Below are 16522 nucleotides of genomic sequence, written 5' to 3' on the forward strand. Positions count from 1 at the left end.
TGCCCCTACACCCCCTCCGACAGCGGATCCGTGCCGATGCGTGAAAGAAGGATCACCGCCTGGGTGCGGCTGTCGACGCCCAGCTTCTGCAGGATGGCCGAGACATGCGCCTTGATGGTGGCCTCGGAGACGGAAAGCTCATAGGCGATCTGCTTGTTGAGCAGCCCCTCGGCAAGCATGGCGAGCACCCGCGTCTGCTGGGGGGTGAGCGTCTGCAGGCGGCTGATGAGATCGGAGATCTCAGGATCGCCCTCCTCACCGAGCTCGATCTCCTCGGGCGTGTAGATGCCGCCGTCGAGCACCGTTTTGACGGCGCGACGCATCTCCTCCATGCGTGCGGATTTGGAGATGAAGCCCGAAGCGCCAAGCTCCAGCGCGCGGCGTATGGTCTGCGGGTCGTCATAGGCCGTGACGACGACGATGGGCATCGCCGGGCTGAACCCGCGCAGGGCGACCAGCCCGGAAAGCCCGCTGGCGCCGGGCATCGCCAGGTCCAGAAGCACAAGGTCTATCTCCGGGTCCTTGGCGATCAGCGCCTTGACGCTGTCGAAATCGCCGGCTTCCAGAATGGTGCAATCGGCGCCGAAGCCGGCGAGCGCCTGCTGCAGCGCGCCCCGGAAAAGCGGATGGTCGTCGGCGACCACGAAACGGTAACCCAAGAAACCCTCCCCATTTTCCCGCCAACTTATCGTTTTTTTCACTCGGCAGGATAGCTGCTGATTATGCGGGGATGGCTGCAGTTTTCAAGCGGCATGCACAATTGCCCTTGTTCTGTGGGTCAGCGTGGAACAAAATGGCGGACGCCACATTGCGCCGGGCAAGGCACCGGCACGCGAAAGCAATGGGCTCAACGATGGAAAAGATACGCAATACCGCGCTTATCTGCATCGGCCGCGCTGTGTTGTTCGGCGCGCTGGCCATTTCCCTTATTATGGTGAGCCTGTCGTTCGATCTGGCGCTGGCCTTGTTCGTGGGTGCGGTCCTGACCCTGGCCATGGCCGAAATCCTCATCGTCAAGGCGCTGATCGTGCCCTGGCAGAAGCCCAACCGCACCGAGGTGTGGACCTGCCTGGACAAGGCCGCGCGTCCCGCCGGTGCGCAGGGCAGGGCGGTTTTCACCGGTGTGCTGCGCGAGGTCTACATGGTTTTCGCCCGCAACAGCTACACCATTGCCTGCTCGCTTTTCGCCGCCTCGCTCGTCCTGCGCATCGCCCGCGGTGTTGTGTAGGGCATCGGCCCTTCGCCTTACCGTTTTGCCTGTTGGACCGTTCAGGCATGGATCTTCGGTCAAGCCCGAGGATCCGTGCCTGAACATCGACGCACCACCAGCGGTCAAATATAATGCTGCAAGGCTGCCATCAGGTGCGGTTAGGCGTGGCGGATCCTCCGCCCTCTTCCTGATTTCTATCCTCTTCAAGCCCCTTCACGATATCTATGAAGCGGCGGAAGAAACGCTCCATCAGGCCGAGCGTCTGCTCGAATTCGTCCTCGGTGGGCAGCTTGGACGTTTCCTCGCCCGCGCTCTCTTCCAGGGCCTCGACACGCGCTTCGAGCGCGGAAAGCCTTTCGCGCAGGGTCTCCATCTCGGTTTCGTACGCCTCGCGCTCGTCGGCGGCTACGTTGCAGACAAGCTGGCCTGAGCGTTCGCGGCAGAGCGACATGACGCCGGTTTGGGTATCCATGCGCATATAGCCGCTTTCCGTTTTTTCGAGACGAAAACGCTCCGTTCCCTGCGCGTATGCCTGCGCACCAAGGCCAGCGGGAACCAGCAGAAGAAGCCCTGTTGCGGCGGCGACCGGAACTCGCATTGCTTTACTCCCAGAAGCTCGATTGCTTCTTTTTCGCATAGGCGGCGAATGCGCCGCAAATAGGTTCGTGCAAAAGCGCCATCCGCGACCGCCTGTCCCTTTCGCTCCGCCATCATTGGCATTATAGCGCCCTCATGGCAAAGTTGATCTACAAGATTTGTCCCGCAGCGCTGTGGCGCCAGGCCGAGCGGGACGGCGTTTTCACCGGTGCACCGATCGACCACGCCGACGGCTTTATCCACTTCTCCACCGAAGGCCAGCTGCGTGAGACGGCCGAAAAGCACTTTGCCGGGCAAGACGATCTCGTGCTCGTCGCGGTGGATGAGGCCGTGCTTGGCGAAGCGCTGAGATATGAGATTTCGCGCGGCGGGCAGCCTTTCCCGCATCTTTACGCGCCGTTGGCGCTGGTCGCCGTGCGCTGGGTCAGGCCGCTGCCGCTCGGGCATGACGGCAAGCACCGGTTTCCGCCGCTCGCCGCATGAAGCGCCTTATCGACCTCGCCAGTCGGCCACTGCTGTTCTCGCTCGATCCGGAGCGGGCGCACGGGCTTTCCATCGCGGCGCTGAAGAGCGGTGTTCCCCTGTGCAGCCCGCCGCCCCACTCCGACAGGCTTTCTCTCACGCTGGCGGGCCTCTCCTTCCCCAATCCGCTCGGCATGGCTGCCGGCTACGACAAGAATGCCGAGGTGCCGGACGCGCTCTTGAGGCTCGGCTTCGGCTTCACCGAATGCGGGACCGTGACACCGCGCCCACAGGAGGGCAATCCGAAGCCGCGCATCTTCCGGCTCATCGAGGATCGCGCCGTCATCAACCGGCTCGGCTTCAACAATGACGGCCACGAAAGCGCCCTTGCCCGGCTCCTCGCCCGTGCCCCCCGCGGCGGCATCGTCGGCGTCAATATCGGCGCCAACCGTGACAGCCCCGACCGCGTGGCCGACTATGAGGAGGGCGTGCGCGTCTTCGCCGGGGTGGCCTCCTACCTGACGGTCAACATCTCCTCGCCCAATACGGCCGGCCTGCGCGCGCTGCAGGGCCGCGAGCAGCTTTCCGAGCTCCTGGCCCGCGTCATGGCCGCGCGCGACAGTCGGAACATCGGGCTCGCGCCAAGCACGCCGGTGTTCCTGAAGATCGCCCCGGATCTTTCCGAGGAAGCGTTGGCCGACATCGCGGCGGAGGTGCTGGACAAGCGGGTGGACGGGCTCATCGTCTCCAACACGACGCTGTCGCGCGATGGCGTAACGCACATCGCCGCCAACGAGACGGGCGGGCTTTCCGGCGCGCCGCTTTTCCCTCGCTCCACCATCGTGCTGGCCAAGATGCGCCGGCTCATCGGGCCATGGCTGCCGATCATCGGCGTCGGCGGCGTTCATTCGGCGGAGACGGCGCTGGAGAAGATTCGCGCCGGCGCCGACCTCGTGCAGCTCTATACCGGGATGATCTACGAAGGCCCCGGCCTTGCCGCGCGCATCGTGCGGGACATGGATGCCTACGTGGAGGCTGAGGGTCTCGCTTCCATCGCCGAAATACGCGACAGCCACGTCGACGACTGGGCGGCGCGGCCCCTCGACTGAGGCGCCTACCGCCGAAAGCTCAGAAGCCGCAGGATGAGGAAGGCCGGCACGACGATCATCGCGCCGAGCAGGATATAGCCGAGGAAATTGCCGAGCGCGGCAAAGCCCATGTCCCAGATGCGCAGCACCATATCGCGCAGCGCGTAAAAGATATCCAACGGCGACCAGTGGAATGCGCTCATGACGAAGCCGACGATGAGGGAGATCACCAGCAGTTTCACGATCACGCGCAGCGGGCTGTCGCCCAGGAATCTCGTCAGTGCCGACACGGTTTCACCCTGTTCAAGACGTCGAATGCCGGCCATGCACATATGGATTGTGCACGGCCGGCGCAAGCATGGCGGCAAAATGCGGTGGCAGCCGGATTACAACTAATCCGGCAAGACCGGCATCAGCTCTGGGTCCGGTTTCTCCGCGTGTTCCGGCAGGTCCTTGCCCGAAAGGAACGTGTAGAACATCGGCACCACGAAGAGGGTGAACATCGTTCCGACCAGGATGCCGGTGAAGATCACGAGACCGATGGAGAAGCGCGCCGCCGCGCCGGCGCCCGAGGCGATGATCAGCGGCACCACGCCCAGCGACATGGCGCCCGTCGTCATCAGGATCGGCCTGAGCCGCACGCGCGCCGAGGCGACGATCGCGTCGCGCCGCCGCATCCCATGCCGCTCGCGCTGCTGGTTGGCAAACTCGACGAGCAGGATGCCGTGCTTGGTGATCAGCCCGATAAGCGTGATCAGCCCCACTTGCGTATAGATGTTGAGCGTGCCCAGGCCGAGGTTCAGCGGGATGATCGCGCCGAAGATCGACAGCGGCACCGACATCATGATGATGAGCGGATCGCGGAAACTCTCGAACTGAGCGGCAAGTACGAGATAGATCACCACCACGGCCAGCACGAAGGCGATCAGGATCGTGTTTCCCTGCTCCTGTTCGAGCCGCGACTGTCCGGAATAGTCGATGAAGAAACCGGCCGGCAGGTTCCGCCTGGCGATGTCCTCGATCGTCGCGAGGCCCGTGCCGGTGGTCACGCCGGGGCGCGGAAGGGCGGAGATTGTCGCCGCGTTCAGCTGGTTGAACTGCTCGATGGAGGCGGGCGAGGCGTTGGTGGAGATGTTCACCACCGCCGAAAGCGGCACCATCTCGTCGGTCACGCTGCGCACGAAAAGGTTGCCCAGCCGCTCCGGGTTGTTCCGGTATTCCTGCGGCACCTGCATGATGATGTCGTAGCTTTGCGAATCGCGGTCGAACTGCGCGATGGAGCCGCTGCCGACGAGCAGGCTCAAGGTGTTGGCGATGTCGCGGATCGGCAGGTTCAAGGCCGCCGCGCGGTTGCGGTCGATGGAGACCGTCACCTGCGGCGCGTCGTAGGCAAGCGAGTTCTGCACGACGATGAACCGGCCGGAAGCCTGCGCTTCCTGCTTGATGGTCTCGGCCACTTCATAGACCTGGCTCGGGTCGCCGGTGGCCTGGATCACCAGCGATATCGGCAGTCCGCCGCCGGTGCCCGGCAGTGTCGGCGGCGCGAAGACCAGCGCTTCGACGCCCGTGTTGGCGATGCGGCCCTGGATGTCCTGCTGGATCTCGGCCTGCGAGCGGTCGCGGTCGGCCCAGTCCTTGAAGGCCCAGACGGCGAAGGCCTGGTCGGTGCCGCCGCCGAAGGCGACGGCCGAGAAGCTGGCTCTTAGCTCCGGCAGGTCCGCGGTCGCCCCCATCATCTCGTCGACGTAGCGGGAGGTGTATTCGGATGTCGCGTAGCGCGGCGCGGTGACCAGCGAGAAAAGCGCCCCCTGGTCCTCTTCCGGCGCAAGCTCGCTGGAGGTCTTGAGGAACATGAAGCCCGTCACCGCCACCAGCGCCACGACGATCATCAGCGTCACCGGCCGGTACTTCAGGGAACCCGCGACCAGCCTTTCGTAGCGGTTTTCGACACGCTCGAAGGTCCGGTCGACGAAGGCCTGGAAGCGGCTGGGCTCGCCCGCCCTCAGGATGCGCGCCGCCATCATCGGCGTGATGGTGAGTGCCACGATACCGGAGATGATGACGGAACCGGCGAGCGTCACCGCGAATTCGCGGAAGAGCGCGCCGGTCAGCCCGCCGGTGAAGGCGAGCGGCGCGAAGACGGCGGCAAGCGTTATCGTCATCGCGACGACGGCGGAGGAGATCTCGCGCATGCCGTTGAACGCGGCCTGGATGGCCGACATCCCCTCCTCCTCCATGTGGCGGTGGATGTTCTCCACCACGACGATCGCGTCGTCCACCACCAGGCCGATGGCCAACACCATGGCAAGCAGTGACAAAAGGTTGATCGAATAGCCGAAGGCGAAAAGGACGAAGCAAACGCCGATCAGCGACAGCGGAATGGTGACGATCGGCATCAGCACGGAGCGGAACGAGCCGAGGAAGAGCAGGATGACGAGGATGACGATTGCTACCGCCTCGCCGATGGTCTTGAACACCTCCTCGATGGAGGCGCCGATCTGCTCCGTCGCGTCGTAGACCATGGTGATGGTCATGCCTTCCGGAAGGCTCTCCTGGATGGCCGGCAATTCGTCGATGACCGCGCCCGCCGTGTCGAGCGGGTTGGCCGCCGGCGTCGGGAAGATGCCGATGAAGGTGCCGGGCTCGCCATTGAAGTTGACGATGGTGTCGGTGCTTTCGGCGGCAAGCTCCACACGCGCCACGTCGCGCAATCTCACCACCCCGCCGCTGTCGTCCGATTTCAAAGGCAGGGCGCCGAAGGCCTCCGCGGACTGCAGCGTCGACTGCACGGTGATGGAATAGGCGACCTCCTTGTTCTCGGTCTTGCCCGGCGAGGAGAGGAAGTTGGAGGCATTGATGGCATCGAGCACCTCGCTCGCCGTCATGCCGCGGGCGGCGAGCTTCACCGGGTCGACCCACACCCGCATCGAATACTCGGCGGCACCCAGGATCTGGATTTCCGCCACGCCCTGGATCGTCGAGACACGCGGCCGGATGACGCGCTCGATATATTCGGTCAGCTGCTCGGCCGTCATGTTCGGGTTCTGCATCGCCAGATACATGATGGCGAACTGCTCGCCCGTGCCCTTGACGATGACCGGGTCCTCGGCATCCCCCGGCAGTTCGCCGCGCACGCCCTGGACCTTGGACATCACCTCGGTCAGCGCGATGTCGGGATCGGAGCCGAGCTGCATCTGCACGGTCACCGTGCTGCTCGAGGGGCGGCTCTGGGAGGTGACGTAGTCGATGTTCTCGGTGGTCGAGACGGCGCGGGCGATCGGCGCGCTGATGAAGCCCTGGATCAGGTCCGCGCTGGCGCCCGGATAGGTCGTGGTGATGGTGACCACCGTCTCCTCGACCTCCGGATACTGCCGCACCTGCAGATTGATGAGGCTCTGCAGGCCGAGAAGCAGGATCAGCGCGCCCAGGACTGTGGACAGGACCGGGCGCCGGATGAAGATATCGGAGAAATTCATTTCCCAGTCGCCTCCGCGCTGTCCTGGGCCGTGGCGTCTCCACCGTCGCCATTGCCGTCGGCGACGGTGACCGGCGTCCCGTTGCTCAGCCTGTTCTGCCCTGCCGTCACCACCTGATCGCCGGCTGAAAGGCCCTCCACGATCTCGACCATTTCGCCGCTGCGGCGGCCGGTCTTCACGAACACCTGCCTGACGACGAGCGAAGACTGGTCGGCCCCGTCCTCGCCGTCCTCGGCCGGCCGCACCACATAGGCGTAGTCGCCGTAAAGGCTCGTCACCACTGCCGTCTGCGGCAGCGCCAGCACGTCGCTTTCCTTCGGCAGATCGACCTTCACCTCCGCGAACTGCCCAGGCACCAGCCCGCCGTCGGGATTTGCGACCTCGGCCCGCACGTTGGCCAGGCGCGAACTGGGGTCGATCTTGGGATCGATGCCGCGAATGGCGCCCGTATAGGACAGGTTCTGCTCGTCGGAGCCGAGCCGCACGGGCTGCCCGATCTTCAACAGGCCGAACTCCTGCTCGGGAACAGTGAAATCGACGCGCATGGTGTCGACGTCCTGCAGGGTGGCGACGGTCGTTCCCGGCGTGATGTACTGGCCGAGCACCACCCGCGGGATACCGGCAACGCCGGCAAAGGGAGCCTTGAGCTGCTTCTGGTCGAGGGCTGCTTGCGCCTTCTCGACCTCGGCAGCCGAGGCATCCGCGGAGGCCCGCGACGACTCCACGTTCACCTCCGTGCCGACCTGCCGGCGCTGCAGTTCGAGCGCGCGCTGCAGATTTGTCTGGTCCAGCTTGGCCTGCGCCTGCGCGGCCGCAAGGTCGGCGCGCTGCGTGGCATCGTCGAGCTGCACGAGAACGTCGTCTTTCTCGACCCGATCGTTGGCCTGAAAGCGGATCTCGCTGACGATCCCCGCCACCTCGACCGTAAGGTCGACGCCATTGATGGCGCTCACCGTGCCGATCGCCTCGATGGACGGGGTCCACTCGACGGGTTCCAGGGTGACGGTCGACACCGAGACCGAAGGCACCGGCATGTTGGCGAAGAAGTCCTGGATCATCCTGTCGCGAAACAGATTATAGCCGACCAGGCCGCCGACAACGATAACAAGAAGTACGAATGCGATGAGAAAGCGCTTGATCATGCGGAAAGCCCTTCGATGGACGCTGCCCGCCAAGCCCCGGCGCCCCCCATGCAGCAAACAGGAGGGGAAGTATACGTTCTAGTCTGCTTAATCAAGCAGACCGGTTTAGGAGGTCCGTCAGCACCGGGAGCCAGGCTTGGCCAAAGGCGCTTTCCTTGCGGGGGGAAGGGGCATCGGCACTTAGGCCGCTGAAACCATGGAGCGGGCGATGGGGATCGAACCCACGACATCAAGCTTGGGAAGCTTGCGTTCTACCACTGAACTACACCCGCTTGCGCGCTCATTAAATCGCCATGCCGATGCGGGCTGTCAAGCGGCTTTTCACGGATGGGCAATTGCCCTGGCTTGACGCAAGGCCGCCGTCATACCACTTCTGCGGCATTCTTCATCAACCGACGATGCCGCCCGTGATCCCCCTCAAGCAATTCATCGAGTCCCGCCGTTTCGAGGCGGCCATCACCATCCTCATTGTCCTCAACGCGATCACGTTGGGGCTGGAGACCTCGCAGCGCGCGGTCGAGGCGGCGGGCCCGCTCCTGCTGGCCGTCGACCGCCTCATCCTCGGTATCTTCGTCGTCGAGCTCATGGCAAAGCTCGCCATCTACCGCCTGCGCTTCTTCCGCGATCCCTGGCGCATATTCGATTTCGCCGTGGTCGCGATCGCACTGGTGCCGGCGACGGGCAATCTGTCGGTACTGCGGGCGTTGCGCATCCTGCGGGTGCTGCGCCTGGTCAGCATCGTGCCCTCGCTCAAGCGGGTGGTCGGCGGGCTTATCGCCGCGCTGCCCGGCATGGGCTCGATCATGTTGCTCCTGTCGCTCGTTTACTACGTATTCTCGGTCATGGCGACGAAGCTCTTCGGCGCGGAATTCCCCGACTGGTTCGGCTCCATCGGCGCCTCGGCCTACTCCCTGTTCCAGATCATGACGCTGGAGAGCTGGTCCATGGGCATCGTGCGGCCGGTCATGGAGGTCTTCCCCTGGGCGTGGCTGTTCTTCATCCCCTTCATCGTCTCGACCACCTTCACGGTGCTCAACCTGTTCATCGGCATCATCGTCTCGGCCATGCAGGCCGAGCACGAGGCCGAAGCCACCGCCGAGCGCAACGCGCTGCAGCACGAGCAGGAAGCGATCCTGACCGAGATCAGGGCGCTCCGCGAAGAGGTGCGGGCGCTGCGCGGGGCGAAGCAGTCTTAACGTCGTCATCCCGGAAAGCCGAAGACTTGTCCGGGATGACGACGGTGGGTGGTCCCCACCCGGGTTCTTGTGTTACCCCGCCCGAAAATGCTTCGACAGCTTGAGCGCTTGGCCCTGGTAGTTCGACTTCAGGTCGGTGCCGTAGAGCGTCTTCGGCAGCGCGCTCATCTTTTCATAGACCAGCCGCCCGACGATCTGCCCGTGCTCCAGGATGAACGGCACCTCGTGGCTGCGCACTTCCAGCACGGCGCGGCTGCCCGTGCCGCCGGCGGCGGAGTGGCCGAAGCCGGGGTCGAAAAAGCCGGCATAGTGCACGCGGAACTCCCCCACCAGCGGGTCGAAGGGTGTCATCTCGGCGGCATAGGCCGGCGGCACGTGCACCGCCTCGCGCGAGACGAGGATGTAGAATTCGTCCGGGTCGAGCACGAGGTCCGCCGAGCCGTGATTGTAGAGCGGCTCCCAGAATTCGGGTACGTCGTAGGCGGCCTTGCGATCGACATCGACCAGCCCCGTATGGTGCTTGGCGCGGTAGCCGATAAGATCGCCGCGTCCGCCGCCGAGATCGATGGAAAGCGCGATGCCGCCGCCGGAGATGTTGGGCGTCTCCGAGGCCACCAGCGTCTCGCGCTCGTGCAGCATTGCAAGATCGGCTTCGGTAAGCAGCGCATTGCCGCGGCGGAAGCGTATCTGCGAAAGCCGCGAGCCGGGCCGCACGACGATGGGGAAGGTGCGCGGGCTCACCTCCAGGTAAAGCGGGCCCGCATAGCCGGCGGCGATCTTGTCGAACTCGTGGCCGTTGTCGGTGAGCACGCGGGTGAAGATGTCGAGGCGGCCGGTGGAGCTCTTCGGGTTGGCGGACGCCGAGACGTCCTTCGGCAGGGCGAGGCTTTCCATCAGGGGCACGATGTAGACGCACCCCACCTCCAGAACGGCCCCTTCCTCGAGGCGGAATTCGTGCAGCTTCAGCCGCTCCAGCTTCTCCGCCACCGAATGGCCGGGGCCGGGCAGGAAGCTGGCGCGCACGCGGTAGGCGGCCTCGCCCAGCCTGAGGTCGAGGCTCGCCGGCTGGATCTGGTCGGAATCGAGCGGGCGCTGTGCTGCGAGCGCGCCATCGTCGAACAGCGCGGCGATCTCGGTGTCCGGCAGAATACCCGCGGTGGCCATCGATCCTCCATGGGAAGGCTGATCCGGGACGTTTAGCGCCCCTTGCGATTGACGCAAGGCGTTCCCGCGTCTAAAGAGATTTTATCCCGTGGTGATTTGGCCGGTCGGCTTGCAGCCACGTTAAACAAGTCGCTAAAAGGCCGTGCTCGTTGCTCGACCGGCTTTCGCGGCCGGTTTTTTTTGTTGAGCAGGGACAATGACAGATAAATCCGACGACTGGAAGCCGCAGACCGCCCTCGTGCATGGGGGCACGTTGCGTTCGCAATTCGGCGAGACCTCCGAGGCGATCTACCTCACCCAGGGCTTTCTCTATGAAAGCGCAGAGGCCGCCGAAGCCCGCTTCAAGGGCGAGGAGCCGGGTTTCATCTATTCCCGCTACGCCAATCCCACCGTCGACATGTTCGAGAAGCGCATGTGCGCGCTCGAAGGCGCCGAGGATGCGCGCGCGACGGCTTCCGGCATGGCCGCCGTCTCGGCGGCGCTCTTATGTTCGCTCAAGGCGGGCGACCACGTGGTCGCCGCCCGCGCTCTCTTCGGCTCCTGCCGCTGGGTGGTGGAGACCCTGATGCCCCGCTACGGCATCGAGGCGACGCTGGTCGACGGAGCCTCACTCGCGGCCTGGGAAGGCGCGGTGCGCCCCAACACGAAGCTCTTCTTCCTCGAAAGCCCCACCAACCCGACGCTCGAAGTCTGTGACATCGCCGCTATCGCCAGCCTGGCAAACGGCATCGGCGCCCGCCTCGTCGTCGATAACGTCTTCGCCACGCCGCTCCTGCAGAAGCCGCTGGAGCTCGGCGCGCATGTGGTCGTCTATTCGGCCACCAAGCACATCGACGGCCAGGGCCGCTGCCTCGGCGGGGTCATCCTCTCCGACAAGGAATGGATCGACGAGCACCTGCACGATTATTTCCGCCACACGGGACCCAGCCTCTCGCCCTTCAACGCCTGGACGCTCCTGAAGGGCCTGGAGACGCTGCCCTTGCGCGTGCGCCAGCAGATGGAGAACGCCGCCCGCGCCGCCGACTATCTGGCCGAGCACCCGAAGGTTGCCCGCGTCGTCTACCCCGGCCGCAAGGACCACCCGCAGGCCGATCTCGTGGCGCGCCAGATGAAGGGCGGCTCGACGCTGGTCTGCTTCGACCTCAAGGGCGGCAAGGAAGCCGCCTTCGCCTTCGAGAACGCGCTCCGCATCATCGGCATCTCCAACAACCTCGGCGACGCCAAGAGCCTCATCACCCACCCGGCGACGACCACACACAAGAACCTCGACGACGACGCCCGCGCCCAGGCCGGCATCGGCCCCGGAACCCTGCGCCTCTCACTCGGGCTGGAGGACGTCGAGGACCTGATCAAGGATATCGACCAGGCACTGCAGCGGGCGTAGCTGCTTACCCTGAGCCCAAGGCCCCAACAGTCAAAGCACACACGTTGGAAGCCGCCGCGCCTGCTGGTAAGTCTATCTTCCCGATTCGTGTTGGCGGATACCTCAATGAAGCGCCTTGCCGGTGGAGTGATCCTGTCGTGGGGGTGGCGGCGCCGGCTCGTCGCTCTCCTCGCCGGCGCCGTGGCCTCGCTGGCGCTGGCGCCGGTCGACTTTCAGGCCGCCTGCTTCATCGCCTTTCCCGTTCTCGTCTGGCTGTTGGATGGCGCCGTCGGCACGGGCGGCCGCCTCAGGCAGCTTCTGCCGGCCTTTACCACCGGGTGGTGGTTCGGCTTCGGCTATTTCCTGGCCGGCATGTGGTGGGTTGGCGCCGGGTTCCTCGGCGCGGATGCCGGCCTCGCATGGGCGCTCCCCTTCGCCGTTCTCGGCCTGCCGGCGCTGCTGGCGCTGTTCTACGGCTGCGCCACCCTTCTCGCCCGCCTCCTGTGGAGCGATGGGCTTGGCCGCATCGCCGCGCTGGCCTTCGGCTTCGGCCTCGCCGAATGGCTTCGCACCATCCTCCTTTCGGGTTTCGCATGGAACGCCGTCGGCTACGCGGCGATGCCGGTGCCGCCTCTCATGCAGGCCGCCGAGGTCGTCGGCGTCTTCGGCATCGGTGCGCTAGCCGTGTTCGTCTTCTCCGCCCCCGCCCTTCTGGTCACCGGGCGCCATGCCCACGCCGGCCTTGCCCTCGCCGCCTTTTTTGCAGCAGCAGTTGTCGGCTACGGCTATCTGCGGCTCGCCCTGCTCCCGCCGGCAGAGCCGTTGCTGCAGGTCCGCATCGTCCAGATCGCTGGCGAGCCGGGGGAGCCGTTCGAGGCGGCTTTCGATTCCTTTCTGAAGCTTTCAGGCGCCCCCGGCCCGGACGACGCTCCCGCCCCCCGCCTCATCCTGTGGCCCGAGATGGCCGTTCCCTTCGTGCTGGCCGAGCGGCCGGACCTGCTCGACGCGCTGGGGCAAGCCGCCAGTGAAGAGCAGGTGCTGCTCGTCGGCGCTATGCGCGGGGAATCCGGCGCCGGCACGCGGCGCCTCTACGATTCCGTTATCGCCGTAGACGGCAGCGGCGAGATCGCCGATGCCGCCGACAAGATGCACCTCCTGCCTTTTGCCGACTACCTTCCCTTCGCGCGCCTGTTGTCCATAGCCGGGATCGAAAGACCGTTTCCGGCAGCCGGCTACGCCGCCGGCACCAGGCGCCGGCTATTGCCGGTGGCCGCCGGGATAAAGGCGCTGCCCCTCATCGGCAGCGAGGCGGCCATTCCCGATATCGCGGCGCGCCAGGCGGGCGAAGCCGCGATCATCGTCAATCCGGCCGCTTATGCCGGCTATGCCGGCACGTCCGCCCCCTATCAGCATCTGCGGCAGGCCCAGCTTCGCGCCGTCGAGGCCGGTCTGCCGCTGCTTGCCGCGACGGCCGGCGGCATCTCGGCGGTCATCGATTCCAGTGGCCAGATCATCGATGCCCTCGCCCCACGCGCCCACGGCGCGTTGAACGTGAATGTGCCGGCGCCAAGAGAAAAATTCCTAAATACTGGGCATATCCGAGTGCGTGGGCTGACATTTGTCATGTTTTTCGGCATTCTCTCATTGCTGTTAAGCATACGTGGTCGCTTGAATTGACATTGGGGGTGAGCGCTCCACATATGCGCAGGTACCGTTGTACGCGTTTGCAACCGGGGGGCCATCCCGCAGGTGAGGCGCGAGTTTCGTTGGCTGTGTTCGAGCCGATGCCGAGGGATATATGAATAACAACAAAAAGAAGCCGAATCCGATTGACGTCCATGTCGGAGGCAGGATCCGGCTTCGCCGGAACATGCTAGGCATCAGCCAGGAAAAGCTGGGGGAGAGCTTGGGCATCACGTTCCAGCAGATCCAGAAATACGAGAAGGGCACCAATCGTGTCGGCGCCAGCCGCCTTCAGGCCATCGCCTCCATTTTGAGCGCGCCGATCTCCTTCTTCTTCGAAGGCGCTCCGGGCGAGGATGGCGCCCCGGCATCGGGCCTTGCCGAGGAAGGGTCCGTTTTCGTCACGGACTTCCTCAGCAGCTCCGAAGGCATCCAGCTCAACCGCGCCTTCGTGAAGATCACCGATCCGAAAGTGCGGCGCAAGGTGCTCGATTTGGTAAAGGCTCTCGCGGCCGAGGCCACCAACGACTGATCCGACCAGGCTTCCACGCCAGAGCAATTCCAGGAAAAGTGGAAACCGGTTCTCCGACCGGAATTGCAACTATTCGATAACATGCAGCGCCGTGCGCCCTAAAGGACGTACTGCGCCGTAGGGCGGTATCCAAACGGTGTATTGCTTTGCAGTACGCCCAAATCCATAATTCCTTGACCAATTCTATGGTGATTGGCTAACAAGGTGCCGCCAAACGCCGGCGGGGAGCCGGCCTTTTTTCTCAGAGGGGTTACCCGTGGCGCGCAAAAACTATCTCTTCACAAGTGAATCCGTCTCCGAAGGCCATCCCGACAAGGTCTGCGACCGCATCTCGGACGAGATCGTGGACCTGGTCTATCGCGAGGCGAAGAAGGAAGGCATGGACCCGTGGAAGGTCCGGGTGGCCTGCGAGACGCTGGCGACCACCAACCGCGTGATCATCGCCGGCGAGGTCCGCGTGCCCGAGAGCCTCCTGAAACGCGACAAAGCCGGCGCTATCGTGATGGACAAGAGCGGCAATCCGGCCGTCAACCCCTCAAAGTTCCGCTCTGCCGCGCGCCGCGCCATCCGCTCCATCGGCTACGAGCAGGAAGGCTTCCATTGGAAGACGGCAAAGATCGACGTGCTCCTGCACGGCCAGTCGCCGGACATCGGCCAGGGTGTCGATAGCGCCGCCGACCGGCAGGGCGAAGAAGGGGCCGGCGACCAGGGCATCATGTTCGGCTACGCCTGCCGCGAAACGCCGGACCTCATGCCGGCGCCGATCTACTACGCCCACCGCATCCTCCAACTCCTGGCCGACGCCCGCAAGGCAGGCGAGGGCGACGCCGCCAAGCTTGGCCCAGACGCCAAGAGCCAGGTGACCGTGCGTTACGTCGACGGCAAGCCGGTGGCGGCCACCGAGATCGTCCTTTCCACCCAGCACCTCGATGCGACCTGGGATTCGAAGAAGGTGCGCGAGGTGGTCGAGCCCTATATCCGCGAGGCGCTTTCGGCCGGCGGGCTGGCCATCGACGACGACTGCAACTGGTACATAAACCCCACCGGAAAGTTCGTGATCGGCGGGCCGGACGGCGACGCCGGCCTGACCGGCCGCAAGATCATCGTCGACACCTATGGCGGTGCGGCCGCCCACGGCGGCGGTGCCTTCTCCGGCAAGGACACGACCAAGGTCGACCGTTCGGCGGCTTATGCCGCGCGCTACCTGGCGAAGAACGTGGTGGCCGCCGGCCTTGCCGACCGCTGCGCCATCCAGCTTTCCTACGCCATCGGCGTCGCCCAGCCGCTTTCGGTCTATGTGGACCTCTACGGCACCGGCCGCGTCAGCGAGGAAGAGGTGGAGCTTGCCATCCGCCAGGTCATGGACCTGTCGCCCTCCGGCATCCGCCGCCATCTCGATCTCAACCGGCCGATCTACGCCAAGACAGCGGCCTACGGCCATTTCGGCCGCAAGCCCGGGCGCGACGGCTCCTTCTCCTGGGAGCGGATGGACCTGGTGAAGGCGCTGAAGCAGGCGCTGGCGGCGGCCGCGTGAGTGGAGTAGGAGATTGACGGCTGGAGGCCGTGCGCCCGTTCGGACGCACAAGGGACGCTCTAAGTCTTTGAATCTATGCATCGTGCGGCCCGAAAATCGTTTCTGATTTTCGGGCCGATGCTGTAGGCGAGGGGTCTGCTCGCAATCATCGCGGAACGACAGAACGACACCAAACCGATGACAGCCGACCATCCCGAACGCTCGACGGAAGCCTTCTTCGGCCGCCGTCGGGGAAAACGTCTACGCCCGCAGCAGGAGGCTGCGCTTCACGCGCTCCTGCCGCGCCTCAGGCTCGATCTCGGTTCCCCGGCGCCGGCGGACATCCGCACGCTCTTCACGCGCCCCGTCACCGGCGTGCGGCTGGAGATCGGCTTTGGCGGGGGCGAGCATCTGCTGGGCGAGATAGAGCGCCATCCGGATACGGGCTTCATCGGCGTGGAGCCCTTCGTGAACGGCATGGCCAAGCTGCTTTCGGCGCTTGAGGGAAGGGCGCCGGAGAACCTGAGGGTTTACGACGACGACGCCACCGCACTTCTGGATTGGCTGCCGGCGGCGTCCCTGTCGGGCATCGACCTTCTCTACCCCGACCCGTGGCCGAAGAAGAAACATTGGAAGCGGCGCTTCGTCGGCCCCGTCAATCTCGACCGTTTCGCCCGCGTTATGAAACCGGGCGCAGCCTTCCGCTTCGCCTCCGATATCGACACCTATGTGAACTGGACGCTGCTTCATTGCCGCGCCCATCCTGCCTTCGCCTGGAAGGCGCAAAGCGCCGAAGACTGGCGCCAACCCTACGAAGGATGGCCGGGCACCCGCTACGAGGCGAAAGCCATGCGCGAGGGGCGGACGCCGGCCTATCTCACCTTCGTCCGGGTGTAATGCGGTATCAGCGGCGGCTGATCTGGCGGAACTGCTCAGCGTCGATGCCGAGGCGCGCGAGGTCGGCGGGGCGCGCCGGCCGGCGGTCGCGCACAGCGGCCGAAACCGCGATCGCGCTGCCCACGGTGTCGAAGAATTCGCCAATTCCGGTCATGAAACGTCGGGCACGCATTTTGCTCTCCAATGATTGTGCATTGCA

General features: G+C 65.0%; 16 protein-coding genes, 1 tRNA gene and 1 riboswitch. Of the genes, 9 read left to right on the top strand and 8 right to left on the bottom strand.

The window, feature by feature from the left end:
* Positions 1-5: 5 nt before the first annotated feature.
* Positions 6-659 (bottom strand): response regulator transcription factor, encoded by a 654-nt coding sequence (locus tag GPJ75_RS03160; protein WP_163265070.1) that lies wholly within the window; start codon positions 657-659, stop codon positions 6-8.
* A 194-nt stretch (positions 660-853) separates the two neighbouring features.
* On the opposite strand from GPJ75_RS03160, the gene GPJ75_RS03165 reads away from it, so the two are divergent.
* Positions 854-1228 (top strand): hypothetical protein, encoded by a 375-nt coding sequence (locus GPJ75_RS03165; protein WP_163265072.1) that lies wholly within the window; start codon positions 854-856, stop codon positions 1226-1228.
* A gap of 130 nt (positions 1229-1358) precedes the next feature.
* Here GPJ75_RS03165 and GPJ75_RS03170 read toward each other — a convergent pair whose 3' ends face one another.
* Complete coding sequence (locus GPJ75_RS03170) at positions 1359-1808, bottom strand: hypothetical protein (protein ID WP_163265074.1); 450 nt, start codon at positions 1806-1808, stop codon at positions 1359-1361.
* Between the two features lie 134 nt (positions 1809-1942).
* On the opposite strand from GPJ75_RS03170, the gene GPJ75_RS03175 reads away from it, so the two are divergent.
* Together GPJ75_RS03175 and GPJ75_RS03180 are read left to right on the top strand one after the other, a co-directional pair.
* Entirely contained in the window at positions 1943-2290 is a 348-nt protein-coding gene (locus GPJ75_RS03175) for a DUF952 domain-containing protein (RefSeq protein WP_163265076.1), read from the top strand.
* Positions 2287-3378, top strand: a complete 1092-nt coding sequence (locus GPJ75_RS03180; RefSeq protein ID WP_163265078.1) for a quinone-dependent dihydroorotate dehydrogenase — start codon at positions 2287-2289, stop codon at positions 3376-3378. The genes GPJ75_RS03175 and GPJ75_RS03180 overlap by 4 nt, the downstream gene beginning before the upstream one ends.
* Before the next feature lie 5 nt (positions 3379-3383).
* On the opposite strand, the gene GPJ75_RS03185 is transcribed toward GPJ75_RS03180, so the two are convergent.
* From GPJ75_RS03185 to GPJ75_RS03200, 4 genes are all read right to left on the bottom strand, one after another.
* Positions 3384-3647, bottom strand: coding sequence for a DUF6460 domain-containing protein (locus GPJ75_RS03185; protein WP_163265080.1), 264 nt, complete (start codon positions 3645-3647; stop codon positions 3384-3386).
* A gap of 102 nt (positions 3648-3749) precedes the next feature.
* Positions 3750-6833 (bottom strand): efflux RND transporter permease subunit, encoded by a 3084-nt coding sequence (locus GPJ75_RS03190; protein WP_163265082.1) that lies wholly within the window; start codon positions 6831-6833, stop codon positions 3750-3752.
* Complete coding sequence (locus GPJ75_RS03195) at positions 6830-7975, bottom strand: efflux RND transporter periplasmic adaptor subunit (RefSeq protein WP_163265084.1); 1146 nt, start codon at positions 7973-7975, stop codon at positions 6830-6832. Before GPJ75_RS03195 ends, GPJ75_RS03190 begins: the two co-directional genes overlap by 4 nt.
* 197 nt (positions 7976-8172) lie before the next feature.
* Positions 8173-8247, bottom strand: a tRNA-Gly gene (locus GPJ75_RS03200).
* Positions 8248-8382: 135 nt separating this feature from the next.
* Here GPJ75_RS03200 and GPJ75_RS03205 point away from each other — a divergent pair.
* Complete coding sequence (locus GPJ75_RS03205) at positions 8383-9171, top strand: ion transporter (protein ID WP_425483109.1); 789 nt, start codon at positions 8383-8385, stop codon at positions 9169-9171.
* Positions 9172-9243: 72 nt separating this feature from the next.
* On the opposite strand, the gene GPJ75_RS03210 is transcribed toward GPJ75_RS03205, so the two are convergent.
* Complete coding sequence (locus tag GPJ75_RS03210) at positions 9244-10335, bottom strand: 2'-deoxycytidine 5'-triphosphate deaminase (RefSeq protein ID WP_163265087.1); 1092 nt, start codon at positions 10333-10335, stop codon at positions 9244-9246.
* A 78-nt stretch (positions 10336-10413) separates the two neighbouring features.
* Positions 10414-10491, top strand: a riboswitch (SAM riboswitch).
* A 40-nt stretch (positions 10492-10531) separates the two neighbouring features.
* Between GPJ75_RS03210 and GPJ75_RS03215 the strand changes: the two genes are divergently transcribed.
* From GPJ75_RS03215 to trmB, 5 genes are all read left to right on the top strand, one after another.
* Positions 10532-11719, top strand: a complete 1188-nt coding sequence (locus tag GPJ75_RS03215) for an O-succinylhomoserine sulfhydrylase (RefSeq protein WP_163265089.1) — start codon at positions 10532-10534, stop codon at positions 11717-11719.
* Positions 11720-11824: 105 nt separating this feature from the next.
* Complete coding sequence (gene lnt / locus GPJ75_RS03220) at positions 11825-13375, top strand: apolipoprotein N-acyltransferase (protein WP_163265091.1); 1551 nt, start codon at positions 11825-11827, stop codon at positions 13373-13375.
* Between the two features lie 121 nt (positions 13376-13496).
* Positions 13497-13913, top strand: coding sequence for a helix-turn-helix domain-containing protein (locus GPJ75_RS03225; RefSeq protein ID WP_163265093.1), 417 nt, complete (start codon positions 13497-13499; stop codon positions 13911-13913).
* A 256-nt stretch (positions 13914-14169) separates the two neighbouring features.
* Positions 14170-15447 carry a methionine adenosyltransferase gene (gene metK / locus GPJ75_RS03230; protein WP_163265096.1) on the top strand — a complete coding sequence of 426 codons (1278 nt, stop codon included), beginning with the start codon at positions 14170-14172 and terminating at the stop codon, positions 15445-15447.
* A 177-nt stretch (positions 15448-15624) separates the two neighbouring features.
* Positions 15625-16323, top strand: coding sequence for a tRNA (guanine(46)-N(7))-methyltransferase TrmB (trmB, locus tag GPJ75_RS03235; protein WP_163265098.1), 699 nt, complete (start codon positions 15625-15627; stop codon positions 16321-16323).
* 7 nt (positions 16324-16330) lie between these two features.
* Here trmB and GPJ75_RS03240 read toward each other — a convergent pair whose 3' ends face one another.
* Complete coding sequence (locus GPJ75_RS03240) at positions 16331-16495, bottom strand: hypothetical protein (protein WP_163265100.1); 165 nt, start codon at positions 16493-16495, stop codon at positions 16331-16333.
* Positions 16496-16522 lie beyond the last annotated feature (27 nt).

It is taken from the genome of Chelativorans alearensis, assembly GCF_010993735.1.
In the GTDB taxonomy this organism is placed as follows: domain Bacteria; phylum Pseudomonadota; class Alphaproteobacteria; order Rhizobiales; family Rhizobiaceae; genus Chelativorans; species Chelativorans alearense.

Coding starts and splice junctions, on each gene's coding strand:
- GPJ75_RS03165 (WP_163265072.1), top strand. CDS start 854: ATGGAAAAGATACGCAATACCGCGCTTATCTGCATCGGCCGCGCTGTG.
- GPJ75_RS03240 (WP_163265100.1), bottom strand. CDS start 16,495: ATGCGTGCCCGACGTTTCATGACCGGAATTGGCGAATTCTTCGACACC.
- GPJ75_RS03180 (WP_163265078.1), top strand. CDS start 2,287: ATGAAGCGCCTTATCGACCTCGCCAGTCGGCCACTGCTGTTCTCGCTC.
- GPJ75_RS03215 (WP_163265089.1), top strand. CDS start 10,532: ATGACAGATAAATCCGACGACTGGAAGCCGCAGACCGCCCTCGTGCAT.
- GPJ75_RS03210 (WP_163265087.1), bottom strand. CDS start 10,335: ATGGCCACCGCGGGTATTCTGCCGGACACCGAGATCGCCGCGCTGTTC.
- trmB (WP_163265098.1), top strand. CDS start 15,625: ATGACAGCCGACCATCCCGAACGCTCGACGGAAGCCTTCTTCGGCCGC.
- GPJ75_RS03190 (WP_163265082.1), bottom strand. CDS start 6,833: ATGAATTTCTCCGATATCTTCATCCGGCGCCCGGTCCTGTCCACAGTC.
- lnt (WP_163265091.1), top strand. CDS start 11,825: ATGAAGCGCCTTGCCGGTGGAGTGATCCTGTCGTGGGGGTGGCGGCGC.
- GPJ75_RS03170 (WP_163265074.1), bottom strand. CDS start 1,808: ATGCGAGTTCCGGTCGCCGCCGCAACAGGGCTTCTTCTGCTGGTTCCC.
- GPJ75_RS03195 (WP_163265084.1), bottom strand. CDS start 7,975: ATGATCAAGCGCTTTCTCATCGCATTCGTACTTCTTGTTATCGTTGTC.
- GPJ75_RS03175 (WP_163265076.1), top strand. CDS start 1,943: ATGGCAAAGTTGATCTACAAGATTTGTCCCGCAGCGCTGTGGCGCCAG.
- GPJ75_RS03225 (WP_163265093.1), top strand. CDS start 13,497: ATGAATAACAACAAAAAGAAGCCGAATCCGATTGACGTCCATGTCGGA.